Below are 24,200 nucleotides of genomic sequence, written 5' to 3' on the forward strand. Positions count from 1 at the left end.
GTGGGTACAACGGCTACAGAGTGCGCTACCTGCGCCTGCCACACCTGCTGGAAGACCTCTTCGCGAAACTGATGGACAGCTACGCCAAGACCGATCTGCTGATCCTCGACTGGGGGCTTGTGCCGCTTACCGCCGAGCAACGGCGCGACATGCTGGAGTTGCTGGATGACCGCTCTATGCCGGTGGACAAATGGCATGAGCTTATCGTCGATCCGACCTTGGCCGATGCCATTTTGGATCGGCTGGTGCACAACGCTTCCTGCCTACTGACAAACAGCGTCAGCGAGTTTGGTTCCGTTGATGTGTCGCCTGCGGTATCTAAGCGCCCAGACCGGCCCTCGGAGCTTCCGGCTCCTACCTCCTGATGGTCTCGACCCCCGCTACGCGGAGTTTCTGCTTTACGCTCTGCAGAGATCACACCCGACTATCCACTCATGGCAGGTTCAGCCCTTCATTGCTCCGGTTTCGAGCAGCTACTACGGCCTCTGTTGACTTCTGTCGCCCATCCCGTCATCTCGCGATGCCGGTAGCACATGGCAGGCTAAACAGATCTCCCAGGGTAATTCGCGCGACCTTCCTGCTTATGCCTGTCGGATTTACGTCACAGCGCTCCGTGCAAGTATTGGGCTTGGGCAATTATGGCTACCTTACCCCGCTGTGCCGCCTAATCCGCTTCCTGTTCGTCAGGCCAGCATTTTGCCTCGGGCTTCCTTCAGATTCGCGGTCACCCGCGACACCCTTGCCTCTGGCTAACACTTCCCCTTGCCGGGTGTGTAGAGGACTTTCACCTCCAAGTCACCAGTGTGGCCACCACAGCCAAACTGGTTGCGCTTGCGCGCAACGCGCCATGCCTGGCGCACCATAAAAAAAGGCGCCACAAGGGCGCCTAAGCCGCCTCCCAACCAAAGGAGTAACAAAGAGACGGGTTGTACCTGGTGAGCTAGGTAGCTAATGCTCGATTTAGAGAATTTGCAGCGGGTACTCCACAATCAGACGAATCTCATCCAAATCTGATTCGAAGGCGGTAGCCCGAGTCGTCGCTTGGCGCACACGGAAGGACATGTCTTTCAGGGAGCCGGCTTGAATGATGTACTTAGCCTCGATGTCTCGCTCCCAACGCTTCTGGTCCTGCAGTGGAGCGCCATCAGCTCCTCGGCGCATATAGACGCTGTTCGCATTCGAGTAGTCAGCATCCCAGCCCTTCGCGTAACGAGTCATGAAGCTCAGGCCAGGAATGCCAAAGGACTGCATATTCAAGTCATAGCGTAGCTGCAAGGATTGCTCTTTCGGGGAGTTGAAGTCGCTGTATTGGATAGAGTTATCCAGGAAAATAGAATCAGATTGGCGCAGGTAATCAAAATCGTCATCCCCATTGCTGCGCTGGTAGCCAACGGTCAGCGTGTGGGCACCAAACTGGATACCGGTCTTACCGCTCCAGATGTTGTTATCGAAGCTGCCCAGCAGTTTTTTTCCCTCGTCGACTGCTCGGTAGTAGTTCAGGCCACCAATCAGCGCGACAGTCTCGGAAAGTGGGTAGCTTAACGTGGTGCCAGCGTAATACTGGTTCCACACATCTTTGAAGCGGCTGGTATAGAGACTCACACCGATATGTTCGTTAACGGTGTAATCGCCACCCAAGTAGGCGATCCAAGGCGCGTCTACAGATCCTGCATAGAACGTAGCGAAACCATCGCGCATGCTGCTTGAATTCGGTTGGCTCATCGCATGCAGGCGACCACCCTGCAAGGTCAGGCCTTCAATGCTGGTGTTGGCAAACGTGGCGCCACGAAAGCTCTCAGGCAGCAGTCGTGAGTCCCCATACGCCACAACAGGCGTGGAAGGAAATACGTCCCCAACCTTGACGACCGTATCTAGCAAGCGAAGCTTGGCTGCTCCACCGACTTTTGAATAGGTATCCTCAGGCTGACCCTTGCTGTTGTAGGGCATGATGTCTACTGTGCCACCGGCTCCAGAACGGCCATCACCCGAGTCAAGCTTGATCCCCTGCATTGCGAATGCATCAATGCCGAAGCCCACAGTGCCCTGTGTGAAGCCTGACTCAAAACGTCCGATAATTCCGTGAGCCCACTCTTCGGAGTAACCGTTCCCCGTTCGACTGGACTGACCGTTGCGAAAGTCGCGATTGAAGTAGAGATTTCGGTTGAGAATGTTAAAACTGCTCCCCTCAATGAACCCCTCTGGCTTTTGCTCAACGGCCACTGCAACCTGCCCCAGACTCATGCCAAGGGCAATGAGGGAAAGACCATAAAAGTTATTATTATTATTCATGTAATACCCCAGGCTTTTGCTTGGCAGAGTTTTAATGTGAAATATTTATGATTATAAGCATGCAGGTGAACACCCTGCGTGCAGCAGCATAGTTTCACATCTAAAATAACGCTAGCATGACCTAAAAATTACTTTTTTGTCAGCGGAATGTAATTATCCACTTGGTGCTCCATAAATAAACCTTAGTTTCTCTAATGCACTTGGACCGTAAGCGATCAGCCACCATGAGGGCAATTACTGACCAGCACTTGGTACTCGAGGGTATTCAACTTGCCACTCGAGTCTTCGTAGGTCATACGCGAAGGGGCCAACCCACAGTATCTAGATCCTGTGGTTGGGGTCATACTGATAACTTTTGCGATATCAAGGTTCAAACCATACTGGTAATGAACAACCTCAGGTATGGCCTTACCATTTTTGATGGCATATTGCTCCATCGCCTGCTGATTTTCTTGCATCATCCGACCAAAGACGCGATCCCCTCCACCCTCAGCTATGGCAAAGGACGAAACTGCCAATACCGCAATAGCGATGACTGCCTTCAATGATTTCATGACCCTCTCCTAACTCTAATTCACTGATGGTTAGAGAGTAGCTAATGATACCTGTCAGAAAGCTGCCGTTAACATTACATATCTGTCAGGCAAGGTCTTTACTCAATTAATGGCATGCTTAACAGCGCGCCTATAATTTGTGTTTCGACCGTTATTAGGTGACGTTCGGTACTAAACTCAATTCGCAACGAAGTGTTAACCAACCAAGAGCTGACAGAAATGTAATTTTAATTTCAGTCGACTGTCCGCCGAGCGTGGTCTAGGGTGAAATATGAGCCCTTGGCCCTTGGGTATGCACTTACTTGAATGCTATTTAACAGCATCTTGCTCGCGTTACGCTTGGTGCTTGTCTGCAGTATCACTCATCCGCGATCAGTCTGAAATGATCAGTTGTTTTTAATAGAAATTATCGAATGCCGCTGGTCTCAGCACCACTGCTAGTGTTGTCTTTCCTTGGATGCAATGGAGAACATAGCTATGAGCGACACCCCGGTTACCTCTCACAGAAACACTCACCAATACCTGCGGCCTTGCGTTGAGGCGTGTAGCGACTGCCACAAAACCTGTCTGAATACAGCGATGACCCATTGCCTTGAGGCGGGGGGTAAACACCTTGAGGCCGAACATTTTCGCCTAATGATCAACTGCGCCGAGATCTGTCAGACGTCGGCCAATTTCTTGTTGAGTGGTTCCACCTTTCACCACCACGTTTGTGGGGTTTGCGCCGAGATCTGTGATGCTTGCGTGAAGAGCTGCGAACAGGTCGGTGGTATGGAAGATTGCGTCAGGGCCTGCCGTGAATGCGCAGAGATCTGCCGAAAAATGGCTGGCGAACAGAGTTAGTCAAGCCCCATGCAGTACAGAAATAGCAATTTCCGTGTTCGGGGGCCATGGCATGCATGTGCCAACCCTTCGGCGCTAATAGGAGATTCACAATGTCACAGCATATCAAGCACAACAGCTCTAGCCGGTTCACTTTGTCGATGAGGGTGGTAGCGATGGCTGTCGCGGTAATGGCAGCAGCGCCGACGTGGACTAATGCCGCAGAACCCACGAAAAGCGAAGCGATGCAGATGCCTTCCGAGCAGAAGGATCATTCGAAGATGATGAAACAAATGGGCGGCATGTCCATGACTGGTGACGTGGATTATGACTTCGCGGCCAACATGCGCATGCACCACCAAATGGCAGTCGAGATGGCGCAAGCCGAACTCCAGAACGGAAAAAATCCAGAGATGCTCCGTATGGCCAAGGACATAATTGCCGCACAGAAGAAGGAAATCGCCGTATTCGATCAGTGGATTAAAGCGAATAAAAAGCCATGACTATGGTGATGCCGAAGTCGATCTGTGCGCCGTATCTTTGAAGGAAATAACCGCGCCGGTTTGGACGGTAATTCGCTGCCGGCGCATATCACGGTGAACTGGTACTGGACGAAAACTATGCTGCGCTTGGTCCATGGATTTCCAAAACCATTCGAGATAGGCCAAAGACCTGCAAGCAAAGGCACTATTTGAGTCCGAGATGATCTTCTTCCTCTGTCACTGCGCGTTGAGAAGCAAAATCGTTTGAGAGCAGTAGAGACATTGCGAGACCAGAACATGGGCCAAAGCGTTCTGTTCGAGCTAATTTCGATAACTGCATGATGGCCGGTATTGTCCTGCTCGTGGCGCGGATGAGCCGCGTGGTCGGCGGAGCGATTATACCCCGTGCAATGTGTTGGATATGACCGCTCCGCGCTTTGGTACCGCCAGATACGGTCTGATCGGGGCGCCGCGCAAGTACGCTGGCTGGGCGTCTCGAAAATGGCCAACTTTAGAGGGACCGAGGCTGCGCTTACGCCAAAGTGATCGTACGCGGTCAAAAATGACTAATCGGTTGCCGGAAACGACGGTTTTACAGTCGTCCGGCGACCCGTTCGTGGTCGTGGCGCGAGACGGCGAGATGCTTGCGTCTGCCGAGGCCAACACCGTTAATTATCAGTTTCGGACAACGCTACGCAGTGACTTAGACAGCGTTTCAGCTCGGTAAATGAATGATAGATACCAAGTTGGCCGGTGGTCTGACCGCCTGAAACAGTAGTTTTTGGAGTTAGAACTGGGCGCCTCAATTCACTGCCAAATGACTCTGGCTCCGGCAGCGTCGGCAATAGAAGGAAAGCCGGATGACAAGCAAGCAGGCTCAATATCATGTGGTGGATTGCCTTATCGTCGGTGCAGGCCCTGCCGGGCTGACGGCGGCTATCTATTTGGCGCGCTATCGCCGACAGGTTCTCCTGGTTGATGCCGGCCAGAGCCGTGCGGAGCTGATCCCGATCACGCACAACTATCCCGGTTTTCCTCAAGGTGTTTCGGGCGCCGAGTTGTTGGCTCGGCTGCGCAATCAGGCAGAGCGCTACAATGTTTATGTCCGACGAGCCACCGTGAAAGCACTATCAAAGCGAGGAGACGACTTCATCGCCGACATCGACGATGACCGCGTTGTTGCGTCAACTGTGATTCTTGCCACCGGCGTTATTGATAAGCCTCCTGAGATACCCAATCTACGTGAGGCCACTCTCGGTGGCTATGTGCGTTGGTGCCCGATTTGCGACGGATACGATGTCATCGACCAGGACATTGCTCTTCTCGCCTCCGCCGAGGAAGGTTTCAAGCATGCGCTATTTCTCCGTACCTACACCCGCCAGCTCACACTTATTGTGCAACCGGGCGGCAGAGAACTAGACAACGACGAACGTCTCAAAATTGCACAGGCAGGCGTCCGTCTCATCGAGGAACCGATCGAGCAAATCCGCAAGATCAAAGGGCATCGTGTGGCGCTACGCTTGGCTAACGGCGACGAACTCAGTTTCGACACCCTATACCCGATGCTTGGCTCCAACGCACGGACCGAATTGGCCAAAAGCCTCGGCGTAACTTTTGAGAGCGATGGCGAGTTGGTGGTGGACACCGACCAGCGCACGTCAGTCCTAGGGTTGTACGCGGCGGGCGATGTAGTCAACGCGCTCAATCAGATGAGTGTTGGAGTCGCCCATGCGGCGACTGCGGCGACCGCGATACACAACGCCCTCAAGGACAACTATCGCTGATAAGTTAATCTCGAAGAACGGTCTGCTTCGGCCATACACTGATAGCAGCCCACGACATTACGTGCTGGTGAGAGGCAGCTCGGACTGAGCAGCGACCTTTATTTCTGCTCATTAGCAGTAGGGATTTAGTCGGTAATGCTGCGCTGCATGGGGATAGCGTTAATACCACCCAGGCGACACGAGCCTGAGAGGCAAGGCTACGGGAGATGAGCACAGCCACAGCCTTCGCCGCGGGTCGGCTACGAGCGCTTACCGTGCCGGAGCAGACTTTCTCGAGATCAAGCGTCAGGTGGCTGGCGGCGCGATGGCACCGTATACGGCTATATCGAGGGGCCGAGGTACCGGCGCTGCTCGATGAAGCAGAACCGAAGACCCCAATCTGCCGCGCTATACGGAGATCGTGGTTATTGTGCATACATCGGTAGGGAATACTCGGAGTCAGACGATGCCGTTGATCAAAGCAAGTACGCTCTTATCCGCCTTTTTTGCATTCACGACGACGGGCTGCCAACCCCCCAGCGTTCAGCCATTATCAATCACTGGGGATGCCGTAGCGCGACCTCAATCGGCGTGTCAAAAGGAGGACTTCATCTGGAAAAACAAGATTGTGCCTTCCCTCTACGGCTCTGAACTCCCAGCGCTGACTGCGCCAGGCATCGGCGATACCTTAACCTTGGCAATGCCGAGTTTTACGGTTAAGTCGCTGACTGCGCAAGGCGATGAGCTGGAGCAAGGGCGGCGCAAATTGGTGCATGCATTTGGTGCAGAGGCGCGCTTCCGGTTTGTGGCAAACCGTGGAGTGGCGAGTCGCTATACCGGCATCTTCCAAAGTGGCGCCGACTGCGTGATCGGCCGTCTTTCGGTGGCGACTAAGCCGACGGATACGCACTCTGTGCCGGCCTTAGCTTTGAAGTTTTTCATTGACGATAATCACCCGTCGGTCAATCTACAGGTTATGAACTCCATCGACGGCCAAGAGGGATACAACTTCTTCGAAAAGACTTTCAGCAACATCATTCCACCCGCAACCTCTTTTGCGACGCGCTTACTAGCCGGTTTCTTTGAATGGGCAGCCATACGTTTTGGGGCTAGAGATTCAGATCCTGGTCACTTGACCGTTGAGCACCTGGCCGGCATTAACATCGATGGCTCTAAAGTGGCTGCGCCAAGGGCGCCTTATCAACTTATTTTTAAGCCACGGCCGGCAGCTGTTGCTCGCTTCAACGGGGTGACAATGCAGGATGACTTTCGGATAAAGCTGACTGACTTCCCTGTCGGAGAGGTGCTGTACGACGTTTACGCCTTGGATAAAGGCGAGACGGTCGAGCAGGCTAAACTTTTAGGCCAGCTGGTTCTAAATTCCAAGATCGTGGCATCTCGGTATGGCGACGAAAAGCTCTACTTTCAACACAATATGCAAAGATAGTTCGACTGGACTGACCGTTGCGAAAGTCGCGATTGAAGTAGAGATTGCGGTTGAGAATGTTAAAGTTGCTCCCTTCAATGAACCCCTCTGGTTTTTGCTCAACGGCCACTGCAAACTGCCCCATACTCATGCCAAGGGCAATGAGGGGAAGACCATAAAAGTTTTTATTATTCATGTAACACTCCAGGCTATAGCTTGGCAGAGTTTCTTTATGAAATATTTTATCGTTATAAAAACCCTCCGGCACGTGAGAGTTTCTTCTACGCGCCGGCAGACATGACTCCATACAAAAGATAACTCAAGTGCGGCCTGAAAATTACTTTTATGTCAGCTAGCCGTAAGCGCGATTAAACAATCAAACCAAATAATATGACGCAGACATGGCTCCTTTGGACTAGCCTCCGTGCTGGCATTTGGTACCCATAACTATGTACTCCAAGGTATTGAGTTTGCCAGCAGAGTCCTCATAGGTCATGCGCGAAGGCGCAACGTCACAGGATTTGTTGGCTTGGGTGACACTAACTACCTTCTGAACATCCAGGTTCATACCATATTCATAATGAACAATCTCAGGTATGGCTTTACTATTTTTGAGAGCGTATTGCTCCATCGCCTGTTGATTTTCTTGCATCATCCGACCATAAACACGATCTCCTCCGCCTTCAGCCATGGCAAAGGATGAAACTACCAATATCGAAATAGCGATGACTGCATTCAATGTTTTCATGATTCTACGAGCTCTAATTCACTGGTGACTAGATAGTAGCTAATGATACCTGTCAGAAAGCTGCCGTTAACATTACATGTCTGTCAGGCAAGGTCTTTGCTCCGTTAATGGCATACTTAAGAGAACTCTGAAAAAGACTTCCAGCTCTGGTGAAATAACGAACATGACGGTTTTACCCCATGAAACAGATGTCCTTCGCTGATGCCTAGTACGCCGGCAAACGTAAGCAGACCCGCCGCGAGCGCTTCCTGATTGAAATGGATCAGGTCGTGACCTAGAAGGGCTTGATTGCCTTGATCGAACCGCATTATCCGAAGGGCGAAGTCGGTCATCCAGCGTATCCGTTGATGGCGATGCTGCGGGTTCATCTGATGCCGAACTGGTTCGGCTCCAGCGATCCGGCGATGGAAGAGGCACTGTATGAGACCACGATCCTGCGCCAGTTTTCCGGCCTACATCTGGATCGAATTCCCGATGAAACCACGATCCTGAACTTCCGCCGCCTGCTAGAAAAACATGAACTGGCGGGCAGGATTTTGCAGATCATCAACGGTTATCTGGACGATCGTGGCTTGATACGGCGCCAAGGCACCGTGGTCGATGCGACGATCAGTCATGCCCGAGCCCGAGCCCGAGCTCGACCAAGAACAAGGACGGCAAGCGCGATCCGGAAAGGCATCAGATGAAGAAGGAGAATATGTATTTCTTCGGGATGAAAGCGCACATTGGCGTCGATACCGAGTCCGGTTTAATGCATAGCCGACGAGGGCTGTTGACAAATAGCGATCTTGAAAGAGTTCAACGGCGGGCTTCCTGAGGAGCTCATCACCAATTATTTTTGACCGTAAAAAATAAGAAATTAATAAATAACAGTAGGTTATTGACGAATCGAATGACCCCCCTTATCTAGGCATATCTCTCACTTGGCCTTTGACTCCGAAAGTTGACTGGAGAGCACCGCGTTATCTTGCAGGAGGAGCTGCTTGTCTGTGGTCAACTCGGTCAGTTGGGTTTTAGCTCGGGTTAAATGTTCCGTCAGCAGGGCACGCTCCCGTTCGCTTACGGCCAGGTTCGTCTGCGTCTCTGCCAAAGACTGCGCGCCATGCCCATGGCGCTGTTCCAGAGCAAGATGGTGTTGGCGCCGATGCCGAATTGATCCACGCGCCGACTAAAGACTGACCCAAGTCCAATCTAACGAAATGCAGCACTGGCATTGGTTCGCAAGAATTCAGAGGGGCTCAGTAAAATCTCGGCACGTGGGTCAATTCGGCATCGGCGCAAACACCCAAGTTCAGGCTTGAATGACCAGCGATTGTTGCCGAGATTTACCAGCCTGCTAGCGTCGTATTGGCCGAGCGGCGCCGTGATCGCCAGGCTGGCGCCGATTATCACATCCTGTTGATAGCTGGGGAACTCCGTCAGGGACATCGCCGGGGCGCCATATAAGTTGACCGAGAAGCGGAATCTTGGATCGATCAACCCTGTAACATTACGATCCTTGGGTTCACCGGCGAGCAGAGCCCGTCAATCTTGCCTCAGGCACCACGATATCGAACTTCCCGGAGCGGCCCCAGACGTCCAGAGATTTGGCAAAAGCAAGCACGACAGTCTTTATATTGAGCTTGGCATCTTGGAGCGGGATTGAGGGGTGGGCCGTCACGCTGCCGTTGAGATCGCTGTAGCCCATGAGCAGGAAATTGATACCGACCGGCGTATTGGCGTAGGACCTGGGTTCGAGATCCTCTGCGACTGCACCGGGGCTACTATGATGAGCGAAGCGGATGCGAACCGAACCAACCTGACGACGCAGAGTTTGTATTTCATTCACATTCGCTCGCTTCCTGTGAGGACCCCAGAGTTCTATGTATTGTTGTAGCGCATCAGCATTCGTTTGGCACTGACAGCTGCCACCAGCACTGTGTGGCCGCACTTCGATCGGATACTCTTGGCCGATCCTCGATTGACCAAAGCATCACGCACTTCCTTGAACCGCTTCCGGATGATGCCGGCGGCCTGGCATTGCAGTTTCCAGTCCTCATACAGGACTAGCACCTCATGATCTGCACGCCCCTATCGCGCCAGCACCAATAGCGCCTGCCCCCCATCACCAAGGTGACAGTCAGCCAAGCGGCAGGCACTATCAGCATCAACAAGGCTGCATTCGACTTGAGCACTTGAAGTGCTGGACGACGGAAACGTCTGAGCAGATACCGGTGCAGTGGGGGGTGTAGTGGTCAACTGCCGTGCAAATAATTTTTTTAAACGATAAATCGAGAGATTAATGCCGCAGATAGCAACGACGCTCCGTGAGTTTAAAACGGGTCTGGCCCCGGCTCTACACCAGTGAAGGTGATCTCAACGGGGTCACTTTCGCGCTGCCACGCTAGCTGATAGACCAGCCACTGGTGCTTTCCTTCTTTACGATCAGCCACCAACAACAGCGTCCATCCTGCCCTCAGCAACTGGTTGGCGTTTTCCTCGCTGCGAGTGCTGATCAACCTCTTCGTTTGGTCTATCGCCATTGCCAATTTCCGTAATGTGCCATCGTTATAGAGGCGTAAAGGCTAGCAGGCCATTTGATGATGAGCCCCTATGCGCAATCCCTTCAATGCGTATGTATTGGTAGCAGAGCTTAGGCGACAACTGGGCGGATTGTGTTGCCATGACGTTTTCTTATAGATCAAAACTAATCAGCTGAAGGTGGTCAAATCGAATGCAAATGTGGTGGTCAATTAGCATGCAATTTCCAATCTCTAGTTTTGTACCAAGCTCAACCGTTAGAAAATCATCAGCCAAGTCGCGTCCTGCAAGCCGGTTTTAGGTTTGAACAATAGACAAGTTTCTGATCAGAGCAAACCTACCGAAATATGTTGACTAGACATTTATTGACTTAAATTTACACATCTAAACATATGAGCGCTGCATACAACCACCACTCAAGCCTTGAGCTTTCATAGTCGACATATGTTCCCCATTATAAAACGGCGGCCGGCGAAGGAAAACCAGCCGGCACCTGAAACAGACACAGCGGCAACTTCTGGCCGCCCTCGATGATGGGACCTAAAATTGAGTAGCTCATGACGCACGATTTCCAGATACTGTACAAACATACAGTAAACTTGGAGAATGGCTTGCGGTCAATTTCTGTAGGATAAATCTGATATTCGGGTGATCTATGTGCGGAAGGCTTTCACAGTATCGGGGCATTCACGACTTTGTTGCGGCACTGGGCATGCCGAACGCTTTGGCGAACTCCACTGGCGACCAGCTCTTCGAGCGCTACAACGCCGCTCCAACAACTCAGCTCGCCCTCTTCCACCAGGAGGGCAATGTGCTGCACGCGGACATGGTTCGCTGGGGCTGGCGCCCGCATTGGGCCAAGGATCGCGCCGCACCGATCAATGCCCGGGTTGAGAAAGTCGCACATGGTCCCTTCTTCCGCGCGATCTGGCCGCACCGGGCGATTCTCGCTATCGACAACTGGTTCGAGTGGGTAGATGAAGGCGGACCGAAGAAACAGCCTTACCTTATCCGCTACCAGGACCAGGTACCAATCCTGTGCGCCTCCATCGGCCAATATCCGAATGCCGATCATGAACCCAGCGAGCATGATGGCTTCGTTATCATCACCGCCGACAGCGCCGGCGGCATGGTGGACATACACGACCGGCGGCCAGTGACGTTATCACCGGAACTCGCTCGCGAATGGCTGGACCCGGGCACGCCCAAGGAGCGCGCCGAACAGATAGTGCTGCTTCAGGGAGAGCCGACCGAGGCATTCGAGTGGTTCAAGGTTGATCGCGCAGTAGGCAATGTCCGCAATCAGGGTGCAGCACTCATTGCACCGGCCGACCCAGCACTGCTTTGATCAGCTTGATGCGGTGGAAGTGTTTACGACATGTTTTACACTTTTCGTGTAATTAACAGCCTTAATGTGTAAGTCCTTTCAACGAGCCACGCCCAGCAATAACAACTACTTCCATCCATGTTTGCAGAAAATGGCGGGACAGTTACTTACTTAAGTACGTACGTAATTTCCACTTATCGTGTAATAAACAGCCGCAGGAAAAATCCATAACCCATATACACCCAAAGCCCTAATCCCCGCTCGCCATATACACCCATAGACCTAGGACAAAGTCGTTATAGCGAAGCATATACACATACAGCCCTAGGGCATGTACCCGACGTGCTCGCCGCCTAAAGTTCAATTAATTGCGATAACCCATTGACGAACCCTCCTTTAAACAACTAGTTTAAAAACAGATTCACTTCCTCCCTCTCAGCTACCGCGCCATTAAGCGCGGCATATTTCTTTGCGAGAATAAAAAATGAATGTGCTGACTCTTCTTATGGTGACCGTTGAGTTTTTGATAAAACTTACTGAGCTGTTGCAGCTCTGGGGTATCGGCTGCGCAGGCTTGACTCCATGGTGATCAGAACAATCCGCCCAAGGCCGACGGCTCCCAGTTCGTGATCACTAGCTCACCGCTGACCTCGGCTTTACCCTGCCGCTGGTTGGTGTTGCAGTAGCGGATGTCCAGCGTCTCAAAGTGAAAATCCTCGAAGACGTGGCGGATGTCCGGGTGATCGTTGATGCTGACCATCACCTTGCCCTTGCAGCGGCGCATGAAGTCGGCCATCCGCTCGTAGTTCTCAAACGGAAAATCCACCCCATAGCCAGCGGTCTGCCAGTAAGGCGGGTCCATGTAGTGGAAGGTGTGGGCACGGTCGTAGCGTTCGGCGCATTCCAGCCAGGGGAGATTTTCAACGTAGGTGCCGGACAGGCGCTGCCAGGCGGCCGAGAGATTTTCCTCGATCCGCAGGAGGTTGATGGCTGGGCCAGTAGTCGCGGTACCAAACGTTTGACCAGTGACCTTGCCAGCAAAAGCATGGTGCTGCAGGTAGAAGAATCGGGCGGCGCGCTGGATGTCGGTGAGGGTTTCGGGGCGGGTCATCTTCTGCCACTCGAACACTTGGCGCGAGCTGAGCGCCCATTTGAATTGGCGCACGAACTCTTCGAGGTGGTTCTGCACGACGCGGTACAGCGTGACCAGGTCGCCGTTGATGTCGTTGAGGACTTCAACGGGCGCTGCCTGGGGCCGCATGAAGTAGAGCGCGGCACCGCCGGCAAAGACTTCGACGTAGCATTCGTGTGGTGGAAAAAGCGGAATGAGGCGGTCGGCCAGGCGGCGTTTGCCGCCCATCCAAGGGATGATGGGTGTGGACATTGAGAGCAAGACCTTTGCTGTATGGATAAACAGGTGCTAGGCTCGCCGCGCTTTGTGCACGGAGCAAGAGCCTTGGCTGGACTTGCAGGGACAATCTGCAGGGACGGCGACTGGGTTGGATGTTGACGCATCCAACCCGGCCGCTCTTTTTCACTTCGCTGTTGAGACTTCTTTGGCGTAGGCCTGACAGGCCGCCAAGGCGATCAGTCCTTGGTCGCCGGCATCGGTGATGCCGATAATTCGTTGAGCATGCGCTGGGTTAAGTTGGGCTCTTGTGGGGCCATGAACCACGCCGCCGGTTGGGGTGGCGGCTGACACTGTGTCGCCACTGGCTGCTTCGGTGGCGTCGAGTAGGACTGACAGCCGTAGATCAGCAGTGGCAAGGCGATCACGCAGGCGAGCCTGGTTGGTTTGAGCATCGCTGAGTTCCTTGTAGTGGGTTTGTTCACTGGTCGACAGCCGCTGCTCCAGGGCCAGGCGCTTGTCCTGTGCCGTGCGCACCTGGTCAGCGGCGCCGTTGCTGATGGCGATCAGATCGTCCTTATGCAGGCTGGCCTGTTCGGCGAGTTGCTGGCCGTAGCGCCAGTCCTGAACCTTCCAGGCCGACGCGGCAGATCCGCCGACCAATGCGGTCAGCAGCATGCCAACGGCTAACAGCCGGTACGGCGCGGGGATCAGGTCGACGACACGCATAGCACTGCCCTCGCCCGGGTCCACAGTTGCAACCGATCCTGCAGGCCGTTGAGTCCGCCGTTGATTTGGCGAGTTATCGCATTGAATTCATCCCGATCCGCCAAGGCGTTCAGTTCGCGTACCCACCAGAACCACGCCGCCGACTCCGCAGCCCATTGCGGCTGCTCGAGCAGCTCAGGGGTGCGCAGCAAACGCTCGTCACCGAACAACGCCAGGCTGCAGCGCAGATAATTGCTATGGCCGGTCACCTGGATCAGGCCGCGCCCGCGAAAGCGCTGGCCGTCTCCATCCGCTTCCGGGGTGTTGCCCAGTTTTGCGGCCAGATTGCCGGTGTCGTATTTGCTCAGGTACTGATCACCACCCAACTCACGGACGTACTGCAGCTGGCCAGACTCGTGCCCGACCTGGGCTAGGAATGCCGCTTGACGTTTCGGTGTGTTGATCTGTCGATGGATCATCGCCGCGTTTAGGGCGGATACAAAAACGCCCGCTTGGCGGCGGGCGTTGGGCATGATGCGTTGTAGCTGTTGCTCAGTGATGGGCATAAACACTCCTGACATAAAAAAGCCGCCCTCAGGCGGTGATGGGATGCGCTATTGCTTCTCGACGCTCACAACCTTGAGCGGCGGCTTAGCTTTCTTTTTCTTACCCTTGGATTTGCCCTGCTTGCCGGCATTGCACTCGACCGTGGTTGACCAGCCGGATTGGGTAAACACCTGCTCGACCGAATCCGCCAAGTACTCGCCATCAAGGCCGACCTTGAACCCATGGGCGTTGATCAAGCGCTCGGCAAAGATGTCGGTCCGGCCGGGCATCTCGAAACGCACGTCAGCGGTCGAACGATTGAACGCCGCTAAACGCGCCTTGGCGGCCGCCTCGGCGGCGGTCTTGTTCGGGTAGATATGCCGATCGGTATGCACCGCCGGCAAGCCATCCGGGGCCTCGTCGTTATCCACCGAGACGATGGCGAGCTTGCCGGTCTTCTTGTCTTGGTGCTTGGTGGCCACGGCCTTGTGCGAGTTGCGATCGCCGAGGCTGAACTGCCAGCGGCTGAGGTCGCTACGCGTCAGGGTGATCGCGCCGAACGCCTTGCCGCTGGCCGTCTGGCCCGCTTGACGCGGCATCACCAACAGCTTGCCGTCGGCCACCTTGGCCGTGCAGTCGTATTGCTTGGCCAGGCGCGTGATGAAATTAAAATCAGACTCGTTGAGCTGATCGACCCGGGCAACTTTCGTCGATACCGGACACACCGGCTGCCAGCCATTGCGCGCAGCGATGTCGGCCACGATCGTCGACAGCGGCACGTCTTCCCAGCTGCCGCTACGGATGGTCTTGCCACTGCCGCGCATGTCGCTGGCCTTGCCCTTGATCACGATCGTGTCCGGCGGACCCGACACCTCGACCGTGTCCACCGCGTAACGCCCCAGGCGCACCAAGGAGGTTTCGGCATAGCCCAGGTAGATCTCGATCGAACTGCCACGCCGAGGCAGCAGCACCTGGCCGTCTCGGTCATCAATGCGCAACTCAAACTCGTCGGACTCCATCCCGGGTTTGTCAGAGGTGCGCAGCAACAACAACCGATCATTGATCTTGGCCGTCACATCGGCGCCATCGGCCACGATTCGAAACATGGGGGTCATAGATTTTGCTCAAAAAAAAACCCGCACAAGGCGGGTAAAAAAAGAAAGGAGCTTGAGGAATCAAGCGGCACGAGTGTAGACCATCAATCCCACAAGCTGACCCCCTCCCCGGTCGGGCTGGGCAGATCCGGCAGATAGATGACCACGCCGGTGCGGTAGGGCTGGGGCTCATCCGCCAACCCCTGATTGGCATCCAGCACCGCTTCGGTGCTGCCGTTCAGATGGCCATAAACGTTATGGCAAATGACATCGAGCATGTCCCCATCAGACGTTCTGCATGTCGTCGCCATAGCGCCCAAACTCCAGAGTGAACCCTTGTTTACGCGGAATCCCGCCGTGCAAAAACGCGCCCTGTTCCTCGGCGATGGTCTTCAGGCACCACGTCCCAATCACCTCGCCATAGCCCGTGGTCAGGGTCAGCGGCTGAAGCCTGGCGCCGATGGTGCGCAACGTGTCGAGCTGCTTGATCCCACCCTTGAAGCCCGGGTAGATCGTGCCTTTGAGCGTGAGCTTTTCCTCACCCACCCCAATCGCCTGCTGCGCCGGGCGGCGCGACAGACGCTCCTGGGAAGCCCAGCGGAACTCGGTCGAGCGGCTCAGCTCGTCGAAGGCCGCCGTGTCCAGGTTGAAGAAATACGGCTGAAGCTTCGGGTCACGCGGCTGAATGATCAGCAGGTGCGGGAACGGCTTCACCGCTTCCGGCGCCGGCGTAGCATCCACGGCAAAGGAACTGGTGGGCACGATGTTGGCCAACGACGGGCTGACCTTGCCGGCGATGTTGTTGATCGCCGTCGCCGCCTTGCCCGCCTGCTCCTTCAGCACGCCCATCCGTTCCTGCACTTCGGCGGCCGCCCGGGTCGCCCGGCCGTACACCGCCACCACTTGGCCGACCTTGGCCTGAGCCGCGTCGACGCCGCGCATCACCCGCTGAAGCTTGGCGCCGATCGCCGGCCCCACGAACGGGATGTTTTCCAGCTCGGACGCCGCGCCCGTAATTTCACTGATCGCGCCGTTGACCGGGCCCAGCATGCCGTCCGCACTGCGTCGCCCCGCCTCCCCGGCTGCGACCAAGTACTTGAGCCCCGCTTGCAACTGTTCCATATACGCCATACGGCCTCCTTACAGGTGGGGTTCGTCATACAGCTTCGCTGCGTTCTGCTTCGCGGCGTCCGCCATCATCAGCCGCATGTGCGGCATCAAGTCCTGCGCCAAGCGCTGCGGGTCTTTGACATCCCCTTGCACCGTGACCGGCATGCTCAGCGAGTACTGAAACTGCTGATCCACTTTGGTCGGTGCCGGCTTCTCCGGTTCCTTGGGCTGAATGGCCACCGCCGCCGGCTTGGCCGCCGCCGACACTGCCAACGAACGCGCGACATCGCCCAGCGCTGGCCCTTGTGGGGTCGCCCCCGAGGCCATCAGCAACGCGCCGGAGCCCTTCGCGCCATTGAACGATTGGCCCATGCTGGCCAAGCTGGGAATAGCCGGACCCGGGCGGGGCGCCATCAACAGCGGCGTGGCCGGCGAGGCGGGCTTTTCCTCTTCGCCACCAAACACCGACTTGCCCACGGCACCGCCCAACATCTGGCCGCCCTGACTGCCGAGGTAGGCACCAATCAAGCCACCGATCGCGGTCCCGATAATCGGCACCACCGAACCAATGGCCGCGCCCGCCGCCGCGCCCGCCATGGTGCCCGCCAGATTGCCGGCCGCCGCCCCGTAACCCTCGGCCTTTTCGCCCTGGGTCTTGGCATTCTCATAGGTGTCGAACGCCATGGCGCCGGCCTCCATCAGCGCGCCGCCGGGAATCATCTTGGCGGCTTTGCCGATCTTGCCGACCGCCTGCACCACCCCGCCCAGCCGGGCCATCGACCCGGCCGGAACCGGTACCGGTGGAATCGGCGGACGCGGCACAGGGACCGGCGGCCGCGCGCCGGGAATCGGCGAGCGCGAAGAACTACCCGGCCGAGGCAACGGTCGACGGCGCGAAGCATTGCGCCTTGATCCGCGCCCACGCCGGCGAGTTTCCCCAGGACCTTCAGCGCCGCCGCCCAGGGCTCCCGCGTTGACCACGAAAACCTTTTTAACACCGTCACCGCCCGCGTCGTCGTCACCGCTCCCGGCCGCATCCTTGACCAGCGAAACCAGTTCCAGACCGGTCGACACCACATCCAACTTACCGGGCTTCTTGCCTCCCGCCTCATCGTCGGCGCCCTCGGCCCCCTTGCCCGTGAAAGCCGCCACCGCCTTCAACCCGGTTTCCACCAGGGACAGCGCCTTGCCGGTCTTGCCCTTGGCGCCTTCGCCGTCACCACCCCCATCCTCGGCGTTGGTGACAAAGACCTTTTGCACCGCGCCGGCCTTGCCACCACCCAGCGAACCGCGCGCCAGGTTGAACAGCCCTTTACCCATCTTGAACGAACTGAACAGACCCTTGAGCGTGACCAACCCGCCCCCGACCAACGCGATCCCCGTTACCACCCCGGGCGCGCTGTCAGACATTGAGGTAATGCTTTTGGTGACCTTGGTCAGCGCCTCGGCCACCGTGTCCGTGACCGGGCGCAGGGCGTCGCCCACGCTGCGCATGGCGTCATCCATCGACTGAGCCATTTCGGCCCACTTCTGCGACGACGCCTCACGCCGCTCGCTGAGGTTTTTGTCGAGGATGCCGGTGGCATCGCGCGAATCGTTTTTAAGCTGGCTGTACAGCGCCTTGTTCTGCATGAACGCCGACAGCGCGGCCTTGACCTGCATGTCAGCGAACAGGTCGCCAGTGCGCAGCGACTCTTCCAGCGAGGCCATCATGGCCTTGGCTTTCTCCGGGTCGGCTTGCTGGCTGATTTCGGAGGTCGCTTTGGCCATCGCCGCCGCGCGCTTCGGATCGGTGGCCTGAATGTACTTCTGCGCCAACCCCATGCTGGTTTCCAGCGTGGACATGCCGTTTTGCAAACCGGTCTGCATCGAACCCTTGTAGTCGATACCGGCCTTTTCATATGCCTTGACGGTCTCGCCGGAGCCGATTTTGCCCATCCAGTTTTTGAGGTTGTTGGCCGCCTCGTCCGAGCTGCCGGCCGACTTCATCTGCACTTGCAGCATGGCGCCCATCTACCCAGACATCCGGGTCAGGGTGCAGCCCACGGAAATACGCCTCCCGGTACACCTCTGCACCGTTAGGGATTTCCGTGGGCATGGGCTTAGCTCGGGGTCAGGGCGTGTTCAAGATCCGCTGAGGACAAGCGTTCTGCATCCTCAAGCGAGCGACGGATAGCGGCCGTCAGGTGCTTTTCGATTTGCCAGGGGTCGGTCATGACGGCAAGTTCCGGTGCCAGTTGCGGAGGCATGCCCAGCAGTTGATCCCGCAACAAGCGGCCCGCGTTGTAAGCGCCGGTTTCTACTGCGATGCGCTCGACCAAAGTGCCCTGCTGTTTGTGAAAGTTGGCTTGCTCCTGCAACGCCATGTAGTGCTCGCGCAGAGCCCGAGACCTTTGGAAATCCACCGGCTGGCCGACTTGCGGCACCGCAGGTTCTTCTGCGGCGATTTGAGCTTCCCGCTGGAGGCGAAGCCGGTCGTGCCGGTCGGCGACGGCGGCTTTGCTTGGGTCGGCAGACTCGGCCAGCAGGGCTTCGGTGGCTTCCAGCTCCACCTTGCCATCCTCAGTCAGCACCAATCGATCTTGATTGGCCAACTTGGAAACATACGATTTAGCCCAGCCTCGCCGTGCCGCAAACTCCGTTTTGCTGATTACAGTCATGATGGAATGTCCTGTTCACCTAATGAATACGGGGAGTTCACCTGTTCACCCCAGTTCACTAAGCTGGTGAACTGTCCGCTAACACTTTCCCGCGGGTTTCCGACCCCGTACCCCCCGAATAACCCCAGGGTCCCCGGCGGTTTTCGGCGTCCCGCCGCGATTCCTCACCCCTGTTCGCCACTGGCCGGTGGCACTTCGGAAACGCCCAGTCGCTTGGCGGCCCAGCGTTCGTACAACCCGATGGCGACATCAGCGCCGGCCATCGCGGTCAGGCAACCCAAGCTGCCGGCCGTCCAGATCGTCATACCCGCGCCGATCATCAGCATCATCGCCGACACGCCGCAGACAATGCAGGCACCGGACCGAAGCGCAAGGCGCCGCAACAATGCCCAGCCCCTCGCCCCGTCTTTATCTGCTCGCCACATTTCACCGGATACGCCACCGACTAAGGCCAGGACGATCACTAACCAAATCGGCATCTCTGCCAGCGCTTGCTGCTCATTTGTCATGTTGTGCCTCAAGTGGAAGAGCGCGCCAAACACAAAAAGAAAACCCCGCCGGAGGGCAGGGTTTTCAGTGTCGTGGCGCTTGCCAGGACGGTGCACAGCACGTGCTCGGGGGAAGCGCCGAGGCGCAGAATTCATATCGTGGTGACTTTTTACCCCCTGAGTACGGAACCGAAAAGAGGGCATTTTCGGTTAACCCGCTCGACGCAACTTTGACGCAACTTTGAGGAGACTTTGAGGTAAAACGCCCCGACCAGCGGTAAGCCACTTACGTGCATCTTTGCGCTCTGCCAGCACCTCAAAGAGTCGCACATGAAGACTGTGCACAAGGTCGTAGTAGGTTTGCTTCGCCTTGGACACATACCCCAGCTCATGCATTTGCGAAGCCCAGGTCGGTGCCGGGTCGTAGCCGTAGCGCAAAACCGCCAACTGTTGCAGCCTTTCTCCCCGCCCATTTTGTCGAGCGATCTCGGAAAGAGCCGCACCGACTTCCTGAGCAACTGCATCAGGCCCCGCACCAGCCCCCATAATGATCCGAGATCCGGGAGTGCCGCGCGGTGCACATCCGCCCCACTCCATGATCGTTGCCATCGGGCTACCCATCCCCCCCACCTCGCCATTACTCCGAAGTTGCTCGCCCCAGTGCTTCAGCAGCACTTCCATTGCCTCGATCATCGCCCTACCCCCCGAAAAACCGAACCCAACACAGAAAACCCGTTACCCAACACAAACCCAACACAAATAAATCCCTTTAAAATCAATACTCTTATTAACTTTGAGTTGAGTGTGTTGGGTTTGTTGGGTTTTTCTGTCCTCGCATAAGAAAAAATTCTTACCGTTGTCTTCAGTGCAAATAACGTCACGCATGACAGCCACTCGCCGTTCGGGGGTGACGCAGCATGAAGCCACTTCTGTTTGGCCTTGCAGGCATCGCCCGGTCTGGCAAAGACACTGCCGCACAGCACCTGGTGACCAAACACGGATTCCATTCCTACGCGTTCGCAGACCCACTGCGCGATGGCTTGATGCACATACTCAACCTGAGCCCATGCGACTTCGAAGGCGAGCAAAAGGAACAAGTGCTGCCGTGGCTGGGACGCTCCCCGCGCTACCTGATGCAGACCTTGGGCACCGAATGGGGCCGCGACACCGTGCATCCCGAGCTCTGGCTGCTGCTGGCTGCGCAAAACCTCGACCTGTTGGCCCGCACCCACGACACCGCGCGCGGCTTCGTGGTTAGCGACCTGCGATTCGAGAATGAAGCGGACTTCATCCGTAAGCGAGGCGGCGTCGTGATTCACATCCAGCGAGTCTCAGTCGGAGCCGTTGCTCCACATCGCAGTGAAGACGGCATCTGGGGGGCACAGGGCGATTGGTTCCTGCCGAATGACGGGACCATCGAAGACCTTAAAACCAACCTCGACAAGATTGTCGACACGCTGCATACCCGCGCAGCAGTCGCCTGAGGACAGCGCCATGAACCGCACCCTGGACGAAACCGCCGCAGTGCTCGGCCTCAAACCCCGGAAATTCCGCGAGCAACTGCGGGCGCTCCGCGTGCTGACGCAAAGCGGCGACCTGGCCAGCCACCACCGTGGCGGCGGCAACCTGTTTTCAGACGCGCGCAGCGTCCAGATCGGGACCACCAACCGTTACAAGCATTACGCCGTGGTGATGGTCACCGAGGCCGGCGTGCAATGGCTGGCCAAGAAGCTGGGCATCACCATCACGCACAAGGACGCCGCCGCATGAAAACCAACTACTTCAATGCCTACACTCAAGCCCTCGGCGCCCTGAGACTGATCCCCATCTATCTGGACAGCCCGGGCGTGGTCAGCCGCGCCACACTGATCGGCGCCGCGAGCGAAGCTATTGACCTGCTGGACAGCATGCCTTGCCGCACAGTGGAGCTGGCCGAGGTCTTTCGCTGTGTCAACGAGGTGATTCAAGAAGGCCAAGTGGCCTATGTCACCCCGACCAACTCGCCCGAGTATCCATTTGGCGCGGTTGTCGCTGACGCAAAAGGCAATGTCTGCGCCGCCGGTATGGGCAAAAGCAAAGAAAGCCTCGCCGAACTGATTCGGCTCAAGTTGGTGCCCCCTACGGAGGGGTTCGGGGAGGTCGCTGCATGAGCAGTACCCTCGACCAACTTCGCAAACAGTTCGCCACCCCCTGCCCGTCTCTGACGGCAGTGCGGGAACAATACTTCACGCACATCCGAACGGACCGCTACCTGCTGAGTGAAATCAAAGCCGGCCGCATTGCGTTGATCGTGACACGCCTGCACAGCTCAGCTCGGACCAAACCCGTGGTGTACCTGCACCACCTGGCTGCCTTCCTCGACGCCCAAGCGGCGCTGGAAGCAGCCTGATTCAACGGTGCCCCTGCCGTTCAGGGGCAGACAACATCCACTCAATAAGGCACAGCACATGAGCAAAGCACGCCCCTTCATAGACACGCTACGGGACATCGAGGCCGGAGGCTTACTTGATGAACTCAGCGAAACCCAACATAGCCTGGTCGATGCCATCCGCCAGACCGGCAAGGGCGGTGAACTGACCATCAAGCTCACCTACAAGCCAGACGGCAGTGGCCAGATGACCATCAAGGCCGACGTCAAAGCGAAGGAACCGATCCTGTCCCGCGGCACATCGCTGTTCTTCCTGACCCCCGAGGGCAACTTGACCCGCCGCGACCCACGGCAACAGGACCTGCCGTTGCGCACAGTCAGCGAAGATCCGGTACCGGAAAAACTGCGCCACGTCAGCCCGTAACGCCAGATTCGAAAACCTCTCACCACAGCGTCACCCACTGGAGCACATCCAATGCAACAAGCCATTCAACAACTGGTCACCCTCGCACAGGCGATCGGCAAACCGATTGATCATCAAGGGCTGGCAGCCCCCATTTCCCTGCTTCCTGACGGCGTGGGCGTCCACTCCCTTGAGCACCTGCTACCGAACCCTACCCGCACGCGCCAGAAACTCACCGTGCTTGATGCCGAGTCCTTCATTGCATACGTGAACCGCTTCGCCGATGCCGCGACCACCGTGTTCTGCAACGGCCCAGAAGGCCGAACCTTCTTGGCAGTCATCGACTACCACCAGCCAACCGCCCCCGCCTGGCGCGACCACGTGGCCACGTACCGTTGCCCTACCAGCATCGAGTGGGGCCGCTGGAAAGAGAACGACCGCAAACGCATGGATCAAGCAACGTTCGCCGAGTTCATCGAAGAGAACGTCAGGGACATCACCCAGCGCGCAAACGAAGCGAACGACCCTAGCCCTGCCGACATGCTGGAAATCAGCCGCACCCTGGAAGCCAAGAAAAACATCACCTTCCGCCAAGGCACCCGCCTCGACAACGGCCAGGTTCAACTGACCTATAACGAAGAAATCGACGGGCGTGCCGGCGAAGCAGGCCAACTGCGCATCCCTGAACAATTCTTCATCGCCGTGAAACCATTCCTCGGTGGTGACGCGTTCTGCGTCCCTGCCCGCTTCCGCTACCGCATTCTGGAAGGTCGCCTGCAAATGTGGTTCGAACTGGTGCGCCCGGACAAAGTGCTTGAAGAGGCTTACAACGCTGTCCGCCAGAAGATCCAGAGCGCAATCGGCGAAGTACCGCTGTACGAAGCCACCCTGTAACTAATCCCCAAGTAATACCCCCGCCGCCAGCCTCTCACCAAAAATCCTGACGGCGGGCTTTACCGAGGTACACAGCACATGACAGCAATTCAGATTTTCGCACTGATCGTTTTGATCGTATTTGTTGGACTTACCTATTGGGCAGGCTATCGCGGCGGCCTGAACGATGGCCGCACCGACGGTATCGACGAAGGCAAGGCTATTCAGCAATCAGATAGCTCAGGGACGATCCAAGACCTGAAGCGATTGCTTGATCAGGCGCAGGACCACCATAAGCAACTGTACTCCCACTATGAGCAGGCATTGGCCGCCTCAAAACTAGGGGAACCAGAACGCCAGACTCTCCTAGCCATCGCCGAACAACTGCGAATTGCGGCAGAGACATTCAGCGCATTCCGTACCGGCAAGAAACTCGAACGCGATTCACTCGCCCTCCGCGATCAAGCGCTCGAAATGGCCGCCCTCCTGAAGAAAGTAGCACAGGAGGCCGCATGACAGTCCTTCGCCGAATAGTCCGAATACGCAGCGGGCAAATGCCGCCTCTCGATTTACAAACCATCTGCGACCAATGCAACAAGTCGCGGGCACATGGCAGCCACCAAAAATGCAGCAAGCAGCGCCAAGCCGAAGGTATCGCCCGGCGCGCAGGA

At 56.6% G+C, this 24,200-nt stretch carries 28 protein-coding genes and 4 pseudogenes; 14 read left to right on the forward strand and 18 right to left on the reverse strand.

From position 1 onward, the window contains the following. Positions 1 to 11: 11 nt before the first annotated feature. Positions 12 to 365, forward strand: a pseudogene (locus tag FQ185_RS13025) (ATP-binding protein); the annotation flags it as partial. Between the two features lie 595 nt (positions 366 to 960). Here FQ185_RS13025 and FQ185_RS13030 read toward each other — a convergent pair. Both FQ185_RS13030 and FQ185_RS13035 read right to left on the reverse strand, forming a co-directional pair. Continuing rightward, complete coding sequence (locus tag FQ185_RS13030; RefSeq protein ID WP_034114902.1) at positions 961 to 2,289, reverse strand: OprD family porin; 1,329 nt, start codon at positions 2,287 to 2,289, stop codon at positions 961 to 963. 215 nt (positions 2,290 to 2,504) lie between these two features. Further along, entirely contained in the window at positions 2,505 to 2,843 is a 339-nt protein-coding gene (locus FQ185_RS13035) for a DUF2790 domain-containing protein (RefSeq protein ID WP_034114901.1), read from the reverse strand. 935 nt (positions 2,844 to 3,778) lie between these two features. Between FQ185_RS13035 and FQ185_RS13045 the strand changes: the two genes are divergently transcribed. From FQ185_RS13045 to FQ185_RS13060, 3 genes are all read left to right on the forward strand, one after another. After that, positions 3,779 to 4,168, forward strand: a complete 390-nt coding sequence (locus tag FQ185_RS13045; protein ID WP_226926058.1) for a DUF305 domain-containing protein — start codon at positions 3,779 to 3,781, stop codon at positions 4,166 to 4,168. 839 nt (positions 4,169 to 5,007) lie between these two features. Beyond that, the gene (locus tag FQ185_RS13050; RefSeq protein WP_092230476.1) at positions 5,008 to 5,931 is read left to right on the forward strand and encodes an NAD(P)/FAD-dependent oxidoreductase; all 924 of its coding nucleotides are present in this window, start codon (positions 5,008 to 5,010) and stop codon (positions 5,929 to 5,931) included. 445 nt (positions 5,932 to 6,376) lie between these two features. Next, entirely contained in the window at positions 6,377 to 7,357 is a 981-nt protein-coding gene (locus tag FQ185_RS13060) for a hypothetical protein (protein ID WP_146427313.1), read from the forward strand. On the opposite strand, the pseudogene FQ185_RS13065 reads toward FQ185_RS13060, so the two are convergent. Beyond that, positions 7,356 to 7,487: pseudogene (locus tag FQ185_RS13065) on the reverse strand (OprD family outer membrane porin); the annotation flags it as partial. The gene FQ185_RS13060 and the pseudogene FQ185_RS13065 overlap by 2 nt on opposite strands. A 264-nt stretch (positions 7,488 to 7,751) precedes the next feature. Continuing rightward, on the reverse strand, positions 7,752 to 8,084 hold the full coding sequence (locus tag FQ185_RS13070; RefSeq protein WP_092230483.1) for a DUF2790 domain-containing protein: 333 nt from the start codon (positions 8,082 to 8,084) through the stop codon (positions 7,752 to 7,754). Between the two features lie 248 nt (positions 8,085 to 8,332). On the opposite strand from FQ185_RS13070, the pseudogene FQ185_RS13075 reads away from it, so the two are divergent. Further along, positions 8,333 to 8,889: pseudogene (locus FQ185_RS13075) on the forward strand (IS5 family transposase); the annotation flags it as partial. Positions 8,890 to 9,111: 222 nt separating this feature from the next. Then, complete coding sequence (locus FQ185_RS30575; RefSeq protein WP_256666354.1) at positions 9,112 to 9,240, forward strand: hypothetical protein; 129 nt, start codon at positions 9,112 to 9,114, stop codon at positions 9,238 to 9,240. 35 nt (positions 9,241 to 9,275) lie between these two features. Here the strand turns inward: FQ185_RS30575 and FQ185_RS30580 are convergent, their stop codons facing one another. The 4 genes and pseudogenes from FQ185_RS30580 to FQ185_RS30590 form a co-directional block, all read right to left on the reverse strand. Continuing rightward, the gene (locus FQ185_RS30580) at positions 9,276 to 9,563 is read right to left on the reverse strand and encodes a transporter (RefSeq protein WP_226926060.1); all 288 of its coding nucleotides are present in this window, start codon (positions 9,561 to 9,563) and stop codon (positions 9,276 to 9,278) included. A 25-nt stretch (positions 9,564 to 9,588) separates the two neighbouring features. After that, positions 9,589 to 9,912, reverse strand: coding sequence for a hypothetical protein (locus FQ185_RS30585; RefSeq protein ID WP_226926062.1), 324 nt, complete (start codon positions 9,910 to 9,912; stop codon positions 9,589 to 9,591). Positions 9,913 to 10,396: 484 nt separating this feature from the next. After that, the gene (locus tag FQ185_RS13085; RefSeq protein ID WP_069553013.1) at positions 10,397 to 10,606 is read right to left on the reverse strand and encodes a hypothetical protein; all 210 of its coding nucleotides are present in this window, start codon (positions 10,604 to 10,606) and stop codon (positions 10,397 to 10,399) included. Between the two features lie 461 nt (positions 10,607 to 11,067). Next, a pseudogene (locus FQ185_RS30590) lies at positions 11,068 to 11,163 on the reverse strand (peptidase S24); the annotation flags it as partial. A gap of 96 nt (positions 11,164 to 11,259) precedes the next feature. Here FQ185_RS30590 and FQ185_RS13095 point away from each other — a divergent pair. Then, positions 11,260 to 11,952 carry an SOS response-associated peptidase gene (locus FQ185_RS13095; RefSeq protein ID WP_149417763.1) on the forward strand — a complete coding sequence of 231 codons (693 nt, stop codon included), beginning with the start codon at positions 11,260 to 11,262 and terminating at the stop codon, positions 11,950 to 11,952. A 568-nt stretch (positions 11,953 to 12,520) separates the two neighbouring features. Here FQ185_RS13095 and FQ185_RS13100 read toward each other — a convergent pair. The 10 genes from FQ185_RS13100 to FQ185_RS13145 all read right to left on the reverse strand — a co-directional run bounded on the left by FQ185_RS13100 (position 12,521) and on the right by FQ185_RS13145 (position 20,578). After that, positions 12,521 to 13,315 (reverse strand): DNA adenine methylase, encoded by a 795-nt coding sequence (locus tag FQ185_RS13100; RefSeq protein ID WP_149417764.1) that lies wholly within the window; start codon positions 13,313 to 13,315, stop codon positions 12,521 to 12,523. Between the two features lie 150 nt (positions 13,316 to 13,465). After that, positions 13,466 to 14,008 carry a lysis system i-spanin subunit Rz gene (locus FQ185_RS13105; protein WP_149417765.1) on the reverse strand — a complete coding sequence of 181 codons (543 nt, stop codon included), beginning with the start codon at positions 14,006 to 14,008 and terminating at the stop codon, positions 13,466 to 13,468. Next, entirely contained in the window at positions 13,990 to 14,553 is a 564-nt protein-coding gene (locus tag FQ185_RS13110) for a glycoside hydrolase family 19 protein (RefSeq protein ID WP_149417766.1), read from the reverse strand. The genes FQ185_RS13105 and FQ185_RS13110 overlap by 19 nt, the downstream gene beginning before the upstream one ends. 48 nt (positions 14,554 to 14,601) lie before the next feature. Continuing rightward, the gene (locus tag FQ185_RS13115) at positions 14,602 to 15,648 is read right to left on the reverse strand and encodes a phage late control D family protein (protein ID WP_149417767.1); all 1,047 of its coding nucleotides are present in this window, start codon (positions 15,646 to 15,648) and stop codon (positions 14,602 to 14,604) included. Positions 15,649 to 15,731: 83 nt separating this feature from the next. Beyond that, on the reverse strand, positions 15,732 to 15,938 hold the full coding sequence (locus FQ185_RS13120; RefSeq protein ID WP_149417768.1) for a tail protein X: 207 nt from the start codon (positions 15,936 to 15,938) through the stop codon (positions 15,732 to 15,734). Beyond that, positions 15,913 to 16,758, reverse strand: a complete 846-nt coding sequence (locus tag FQ185_RS13125) for a phage tail protein (protein ID WP_149417769.1) — start codon at positions 16,756 to 16,758, stop codon at positions 15,913 to 15,915. Before FQ185_RS13125 ends, FQ185_RS13120 begins: the two co-directional genes overlap by 26 nt. A gap of 9 nt (positions 16,759 to 16,767) precedes the next feature. Beyond that, entirely contained in the window at positions 16,768 to 18,741 is a 1,974-nt protein-coding gene (locus FQ185_RS13130; RefSeq protein ID WP_256730406.1) for a hypothetical protein, read from the reverse strand. Between the two features lie 98 nt (positions 18,742 to 18,839). Continuing rightward, positions 18,840 to 19,397, reverse strand: coding sequence for a terminase small subunit (locus FQ185_RS13135; protein WP_120265960.1), 558 nt, complete (start codon positions 19,395 to 19,397; stop codon positions 18,840 to 18,842). 164 nt (positions 19,398 to 19,561) lie between these two features. Further along, positions 19,562 to 19,906 carry a phage holin family protein gene (locus FQ185_RS13140; protein WP_083376222.1) on the reverse strand — a complete coding sequence of 115 codons (345 nt, stop codon included), beginning with the start codon at positions 19,904 to 19,906 and terminating at the stop codon, positions 19,562 to 19,564. Between the two features lie 189 nt (positions 19,907 to 20,095). Next, entirely contained in the window at positions 20,096 to 20,578 is a 483-nt protein-coding gene (locus tag FQ185_RS13145) for a hypothetical protein (RefSeq protein WP_149417770.1), read from the reverse strand. Positions 20,579 to 20,802: 224 nt separating this feature from the next. Between FQ185_RS13145 and FQ185_RS13150 the strand changes: the two genes are divergently transcribed. The 7 genes from FQ185_RS13150 (at position 20,803) to FQ185_RS13180 (ending at position 24,045) form a co-directional block, all read left to right on the forward strand. Continuing rightward, positions 20,803 to 21,369, forward strand: a complete 567-nt coding sequence (locus FQ185_RS13150) for a deoxynucleotide monophosphate kinase (protein ID WP_149417771.1) — start codon at positions 20,803 to 20,805, stop codon at positions 21,367 to 21,369. Between the two features lie 10 nt (positions 21,370 to 21,379). Next, positions 21,380 to 21,655, forward strand: a complete 276-nt coding sequence (locus FQ185_RS13155) for a hypothetical protein (protein ID WP_149417772.1) — start codon at positions 21,380 to 21,382, stop codon at positions 21,653 to 21,655. Further along, positions 21,652 to 22,035: a hypothetical protein gene (locus FQ185_RS13160; protein ID WP_149417773.1), complete on the forward strand. Its 384-nt coding sequence runs from the start codon at positions 21,652 to 21,654 to the stop codon at positions 22,033 to 22,035. Before FQ185_RS13155 ends, FQ185_RS13160 begins: the two co-directional genes overlap by 4 nt. Next, on the forward strand, positions 22,032 to 22,274 hold the full coding sequence (locus tag FQ185_RS13165) for a pyocin activator PrtN family protein (protein ID WP_149417774.1): 243 nt from the start codon (positions 22,032 to 22,034) through the stop codon (positions 22,272 to 22,274). The genes FQ185_RS13160 and FQ185_RS13165 overlap by 4 nt, the downstream gene beginning before the upstream one ends. Positions 22,275 to 22,332: 58 nt before the next feature. After that, positions 22,333 to 22,677, forward strand: a complete 345-nt coding sequence (locus FQ185_RS13170) for a hypothetical protein (protein ID WP_123584673.1) — start codon at positions 22,333 to 22,335, stop codon at positions 22,675 to 22,677. 51 nt (positions 22,678 to 22,728) lie between these two features. Continuing rightward, positions 22,729 to 23,550 carry a YfdQ family protein gene (locus FQ185_RS13175; protein ID WP_149417775.1) on the forward strand — a complete coding sequence of 274 codons (822 nt, stop codon included), beginning with the start codon at positions 22,729 to 22,731 and terminating at the stop codon, positions 23,548 to 23,550. A 78-nt stretch (positions 23,551 to 23,628) separates the two neighbouring features. Continuing rightward, positions 23,629 to 24,045 (forward strand): hypothetical protein, encoded by a 417-nt coding sequence (locus FQ185_RS13180; protein ID WP_149417776.1) that lies wholly within the window; start codon positions 23,629 to 23,631, stop codon positions 24,043 to 24,045. The last annotated feature ends 155 nt before the right edge of the window (positions 24,046 to 24,200 follow it).

The sequence above is a fragment of the Pseudomonas sp. ANT_H12B genome, assembly GCF_008369325.1.
GTDB lineage: Bacteria > Pseudomonadota > Gammaproteobacteria > Pseudomonadales > Pseudomonadaceae > Aquipseudomonas.

What these genes read in the sequence shown, in the direction of transcription:
- FQ185_RS13030 (WP_034114902.1), bottom strand. Translation starts at nt 2,289, where the DNA reads ATGAATAATAATAATAACTTTTATGGTCTTTCCCTCATTGCCCTTGGC.
- FQ185_RS13035 (WP_034114901.1), bottom strand. Translation starts at nt 2,843, where the DNA reads ATGAAATCATTGAAGGCAGTCATCGCTATTGCGGTATTGGCAGTTTCG.
- FQ185_RS13045 (WP_226926058.1), top strand. Translation starts at nt 3,779, where the DNA reads ATGTCACAGCATATCAAGCACAACAGCTCTAGCCGGTTCACTTTGTCG.
- FQ185_RS13050 (WP_092230476.1), top strand. Translation starts at nt 5,008, where the DNA reads ATGACAAGCAAGCAGGCTCAATATCATGTGGTGGATTGCCTTATCGTC.
- FQ185_RS13060 (WP_146427313.1), top strand. Translation starts at nt 6,377, where the DNA reads ATGCCGTTGATCAAAGCAAGTACGCTCTTATCCGCCTTTTTTGCATTC.
- FQ185_RS13070 (WP_092230483.1), bottom strand. Translation starts at nt 8,084, where the DNA reads ATGAAAACATTGAATGCAGTCATCGCTATTTCGATATTGGTAGTTTCA.
- FQ185_RS30575 (WP_256666354.1), top strand. Translation starts at nt 9,112, where the DNA reads ATGTTCCGTCAGCAGGGCACGCTCCCGTTCGCTTACGGCCAGGTTCGT.
- FQ185_RS13085 (WP_069553013.1), bottom strand. Translation starts at nt 10,606, where the DNA reads ATGGCGATAGACCAAACGAAGAGGTTGATCAGCACTCGCAGCGAGGAA.
- FQ185_RS13095 (WP_149417763.1), top strand. Translation starts at nt 11,260, where the DNA reads ATGTGCGGAAGGCTTTCACAGTATCGGGGCATTCACGACTTTGTTGCG.
- FQ185_RS13100 (WP_149417764.1), bottom strand. Translation starts at nt 13,315, where the DNA reads ATGTCCACACCCATCATCCCTTGGATGGGCGGCAAACGCCGCCTGGCC.
- FQ185_RS13105 (WP_149417765.1), bottom strand. Translation starts at nt 14,008, where the DNA reads ATGCGTGTCGTCGACCTGATCCCCGCGCCGTACCGGCTGTTAGCCGTT.
- FQ185_RS13110 (WP_149417766.1), bottom strand. Translation starts at nt 14,553, where the DNA reads ATGCCCATCACTGAGCAACAGCTACAACGCATCATGCCCAACGCCCGC.
- FQ185_RS13115 (WP_149417767.1), bottom strand. Translation starts at nt 15,648, where the DNA reads ATGACCCCCATGTTTCGAATCGTGGCCGATGGCGCCGATGTGACGGCC.
- FQ185_RS13120 (WP_149417768.1), bottom strand. Translation starts at nt 15,938, where the DNA reads ATGGCGACGACATGCAGAACGTCTGATGGGGACATGCTCGATGTCATT.
- FQ185_RS13125 (WP_149417769.1), bottom strand. Translation starts at nt 16,758, where the DNA reads ATGGCGTATATGGAACAGTTGCAAGCGGGGCTCAAGTACTTGGTCGCA.
- FQ185_RS13130 (WP_256730406.1), bottom strand. Translation starts at nt 18,741, where the DNA reads ATGCTGCAAGTGCAGATGAAGTCGGCCGGCAGCTCGGACGAGGCGGCC.
- FQ185_RS13135 (WP_120265960.1), bottom strand. Translation starts at nt 19,397, where the DNA reads ATGACTGTAATCAGCAAAACGGAGTTTGCGGCACGGCGAGGCTGGGCT.
- FQ185_RS13140 (WP_083376222.1), bottom strand. Translation starts at nt 19,906, where the DNA reads ATGACAAATGAGCAGCAAGCGCTGGCAGAGATGCCGATTTGGTTAGTG.
- FQ185_RS13145 (WP_149417770.1), bottom strand. Translation starts at nt 20,578, where the DNA reads ATGATCGAGGCAATGGAAGTGCTGCTGAAGCACTGGGGCGAGCAACTT.
- FQ185_RS13150 (WP_149417771.1), top strand. Translation starts at nt 20,803, where the DNA reads ATGAAGCCACTTCTGTTTGGCCTTGCAGGCATCGCCCGGTCTGGCAAA.
- FQ185_RS13155 (WP_149417772.1), top strand. Translation starts at nt 21,380, where the DNA reads ATGAACCGCACCCTGGACGAAACCGCCGCAGTGCTCGGCCTCAAACCC.
- FQ185_RS13160 (WP_149417773.1), top strand. Translation starts at nt 21,652, where the DNA reads ATGAAAACCAACTACTTCAATGCCTACACTCAAGCCCTCGGCGCCCTG.
- FQ185_RS13165 (WP_149417774.1), top strand. Translation starts at nt 22,032, where the DNA reads ATGAGCAGTACCCTCGACCAACTTCGCAAACAGTTCGCCACCCCCTGC.
- FQ185_RS13170 (WP_123584673.1), top strand. Translation starts at nt 22,333, where the DNA reads ATGAGCAAAGCACGCCCCTTCATAGACACGCTACGGGACATCGAGGCC.
- FQ185_RS13175 (WP_149417775.1), top strand. Translation starts at nt 22,729, where the DNA reads ATGCAACAAGCCATTCAACAACTGGTCACCCTCGCACAGGCGATCGGC.
- FQ185_RS13180 (WP_149417776.1), top strand. Translation starts at nt 23,629, where the DNA reads ATGACAGCAATTCAGATTTTCGCACTGATCGTTTTGATCGTATTTGTT.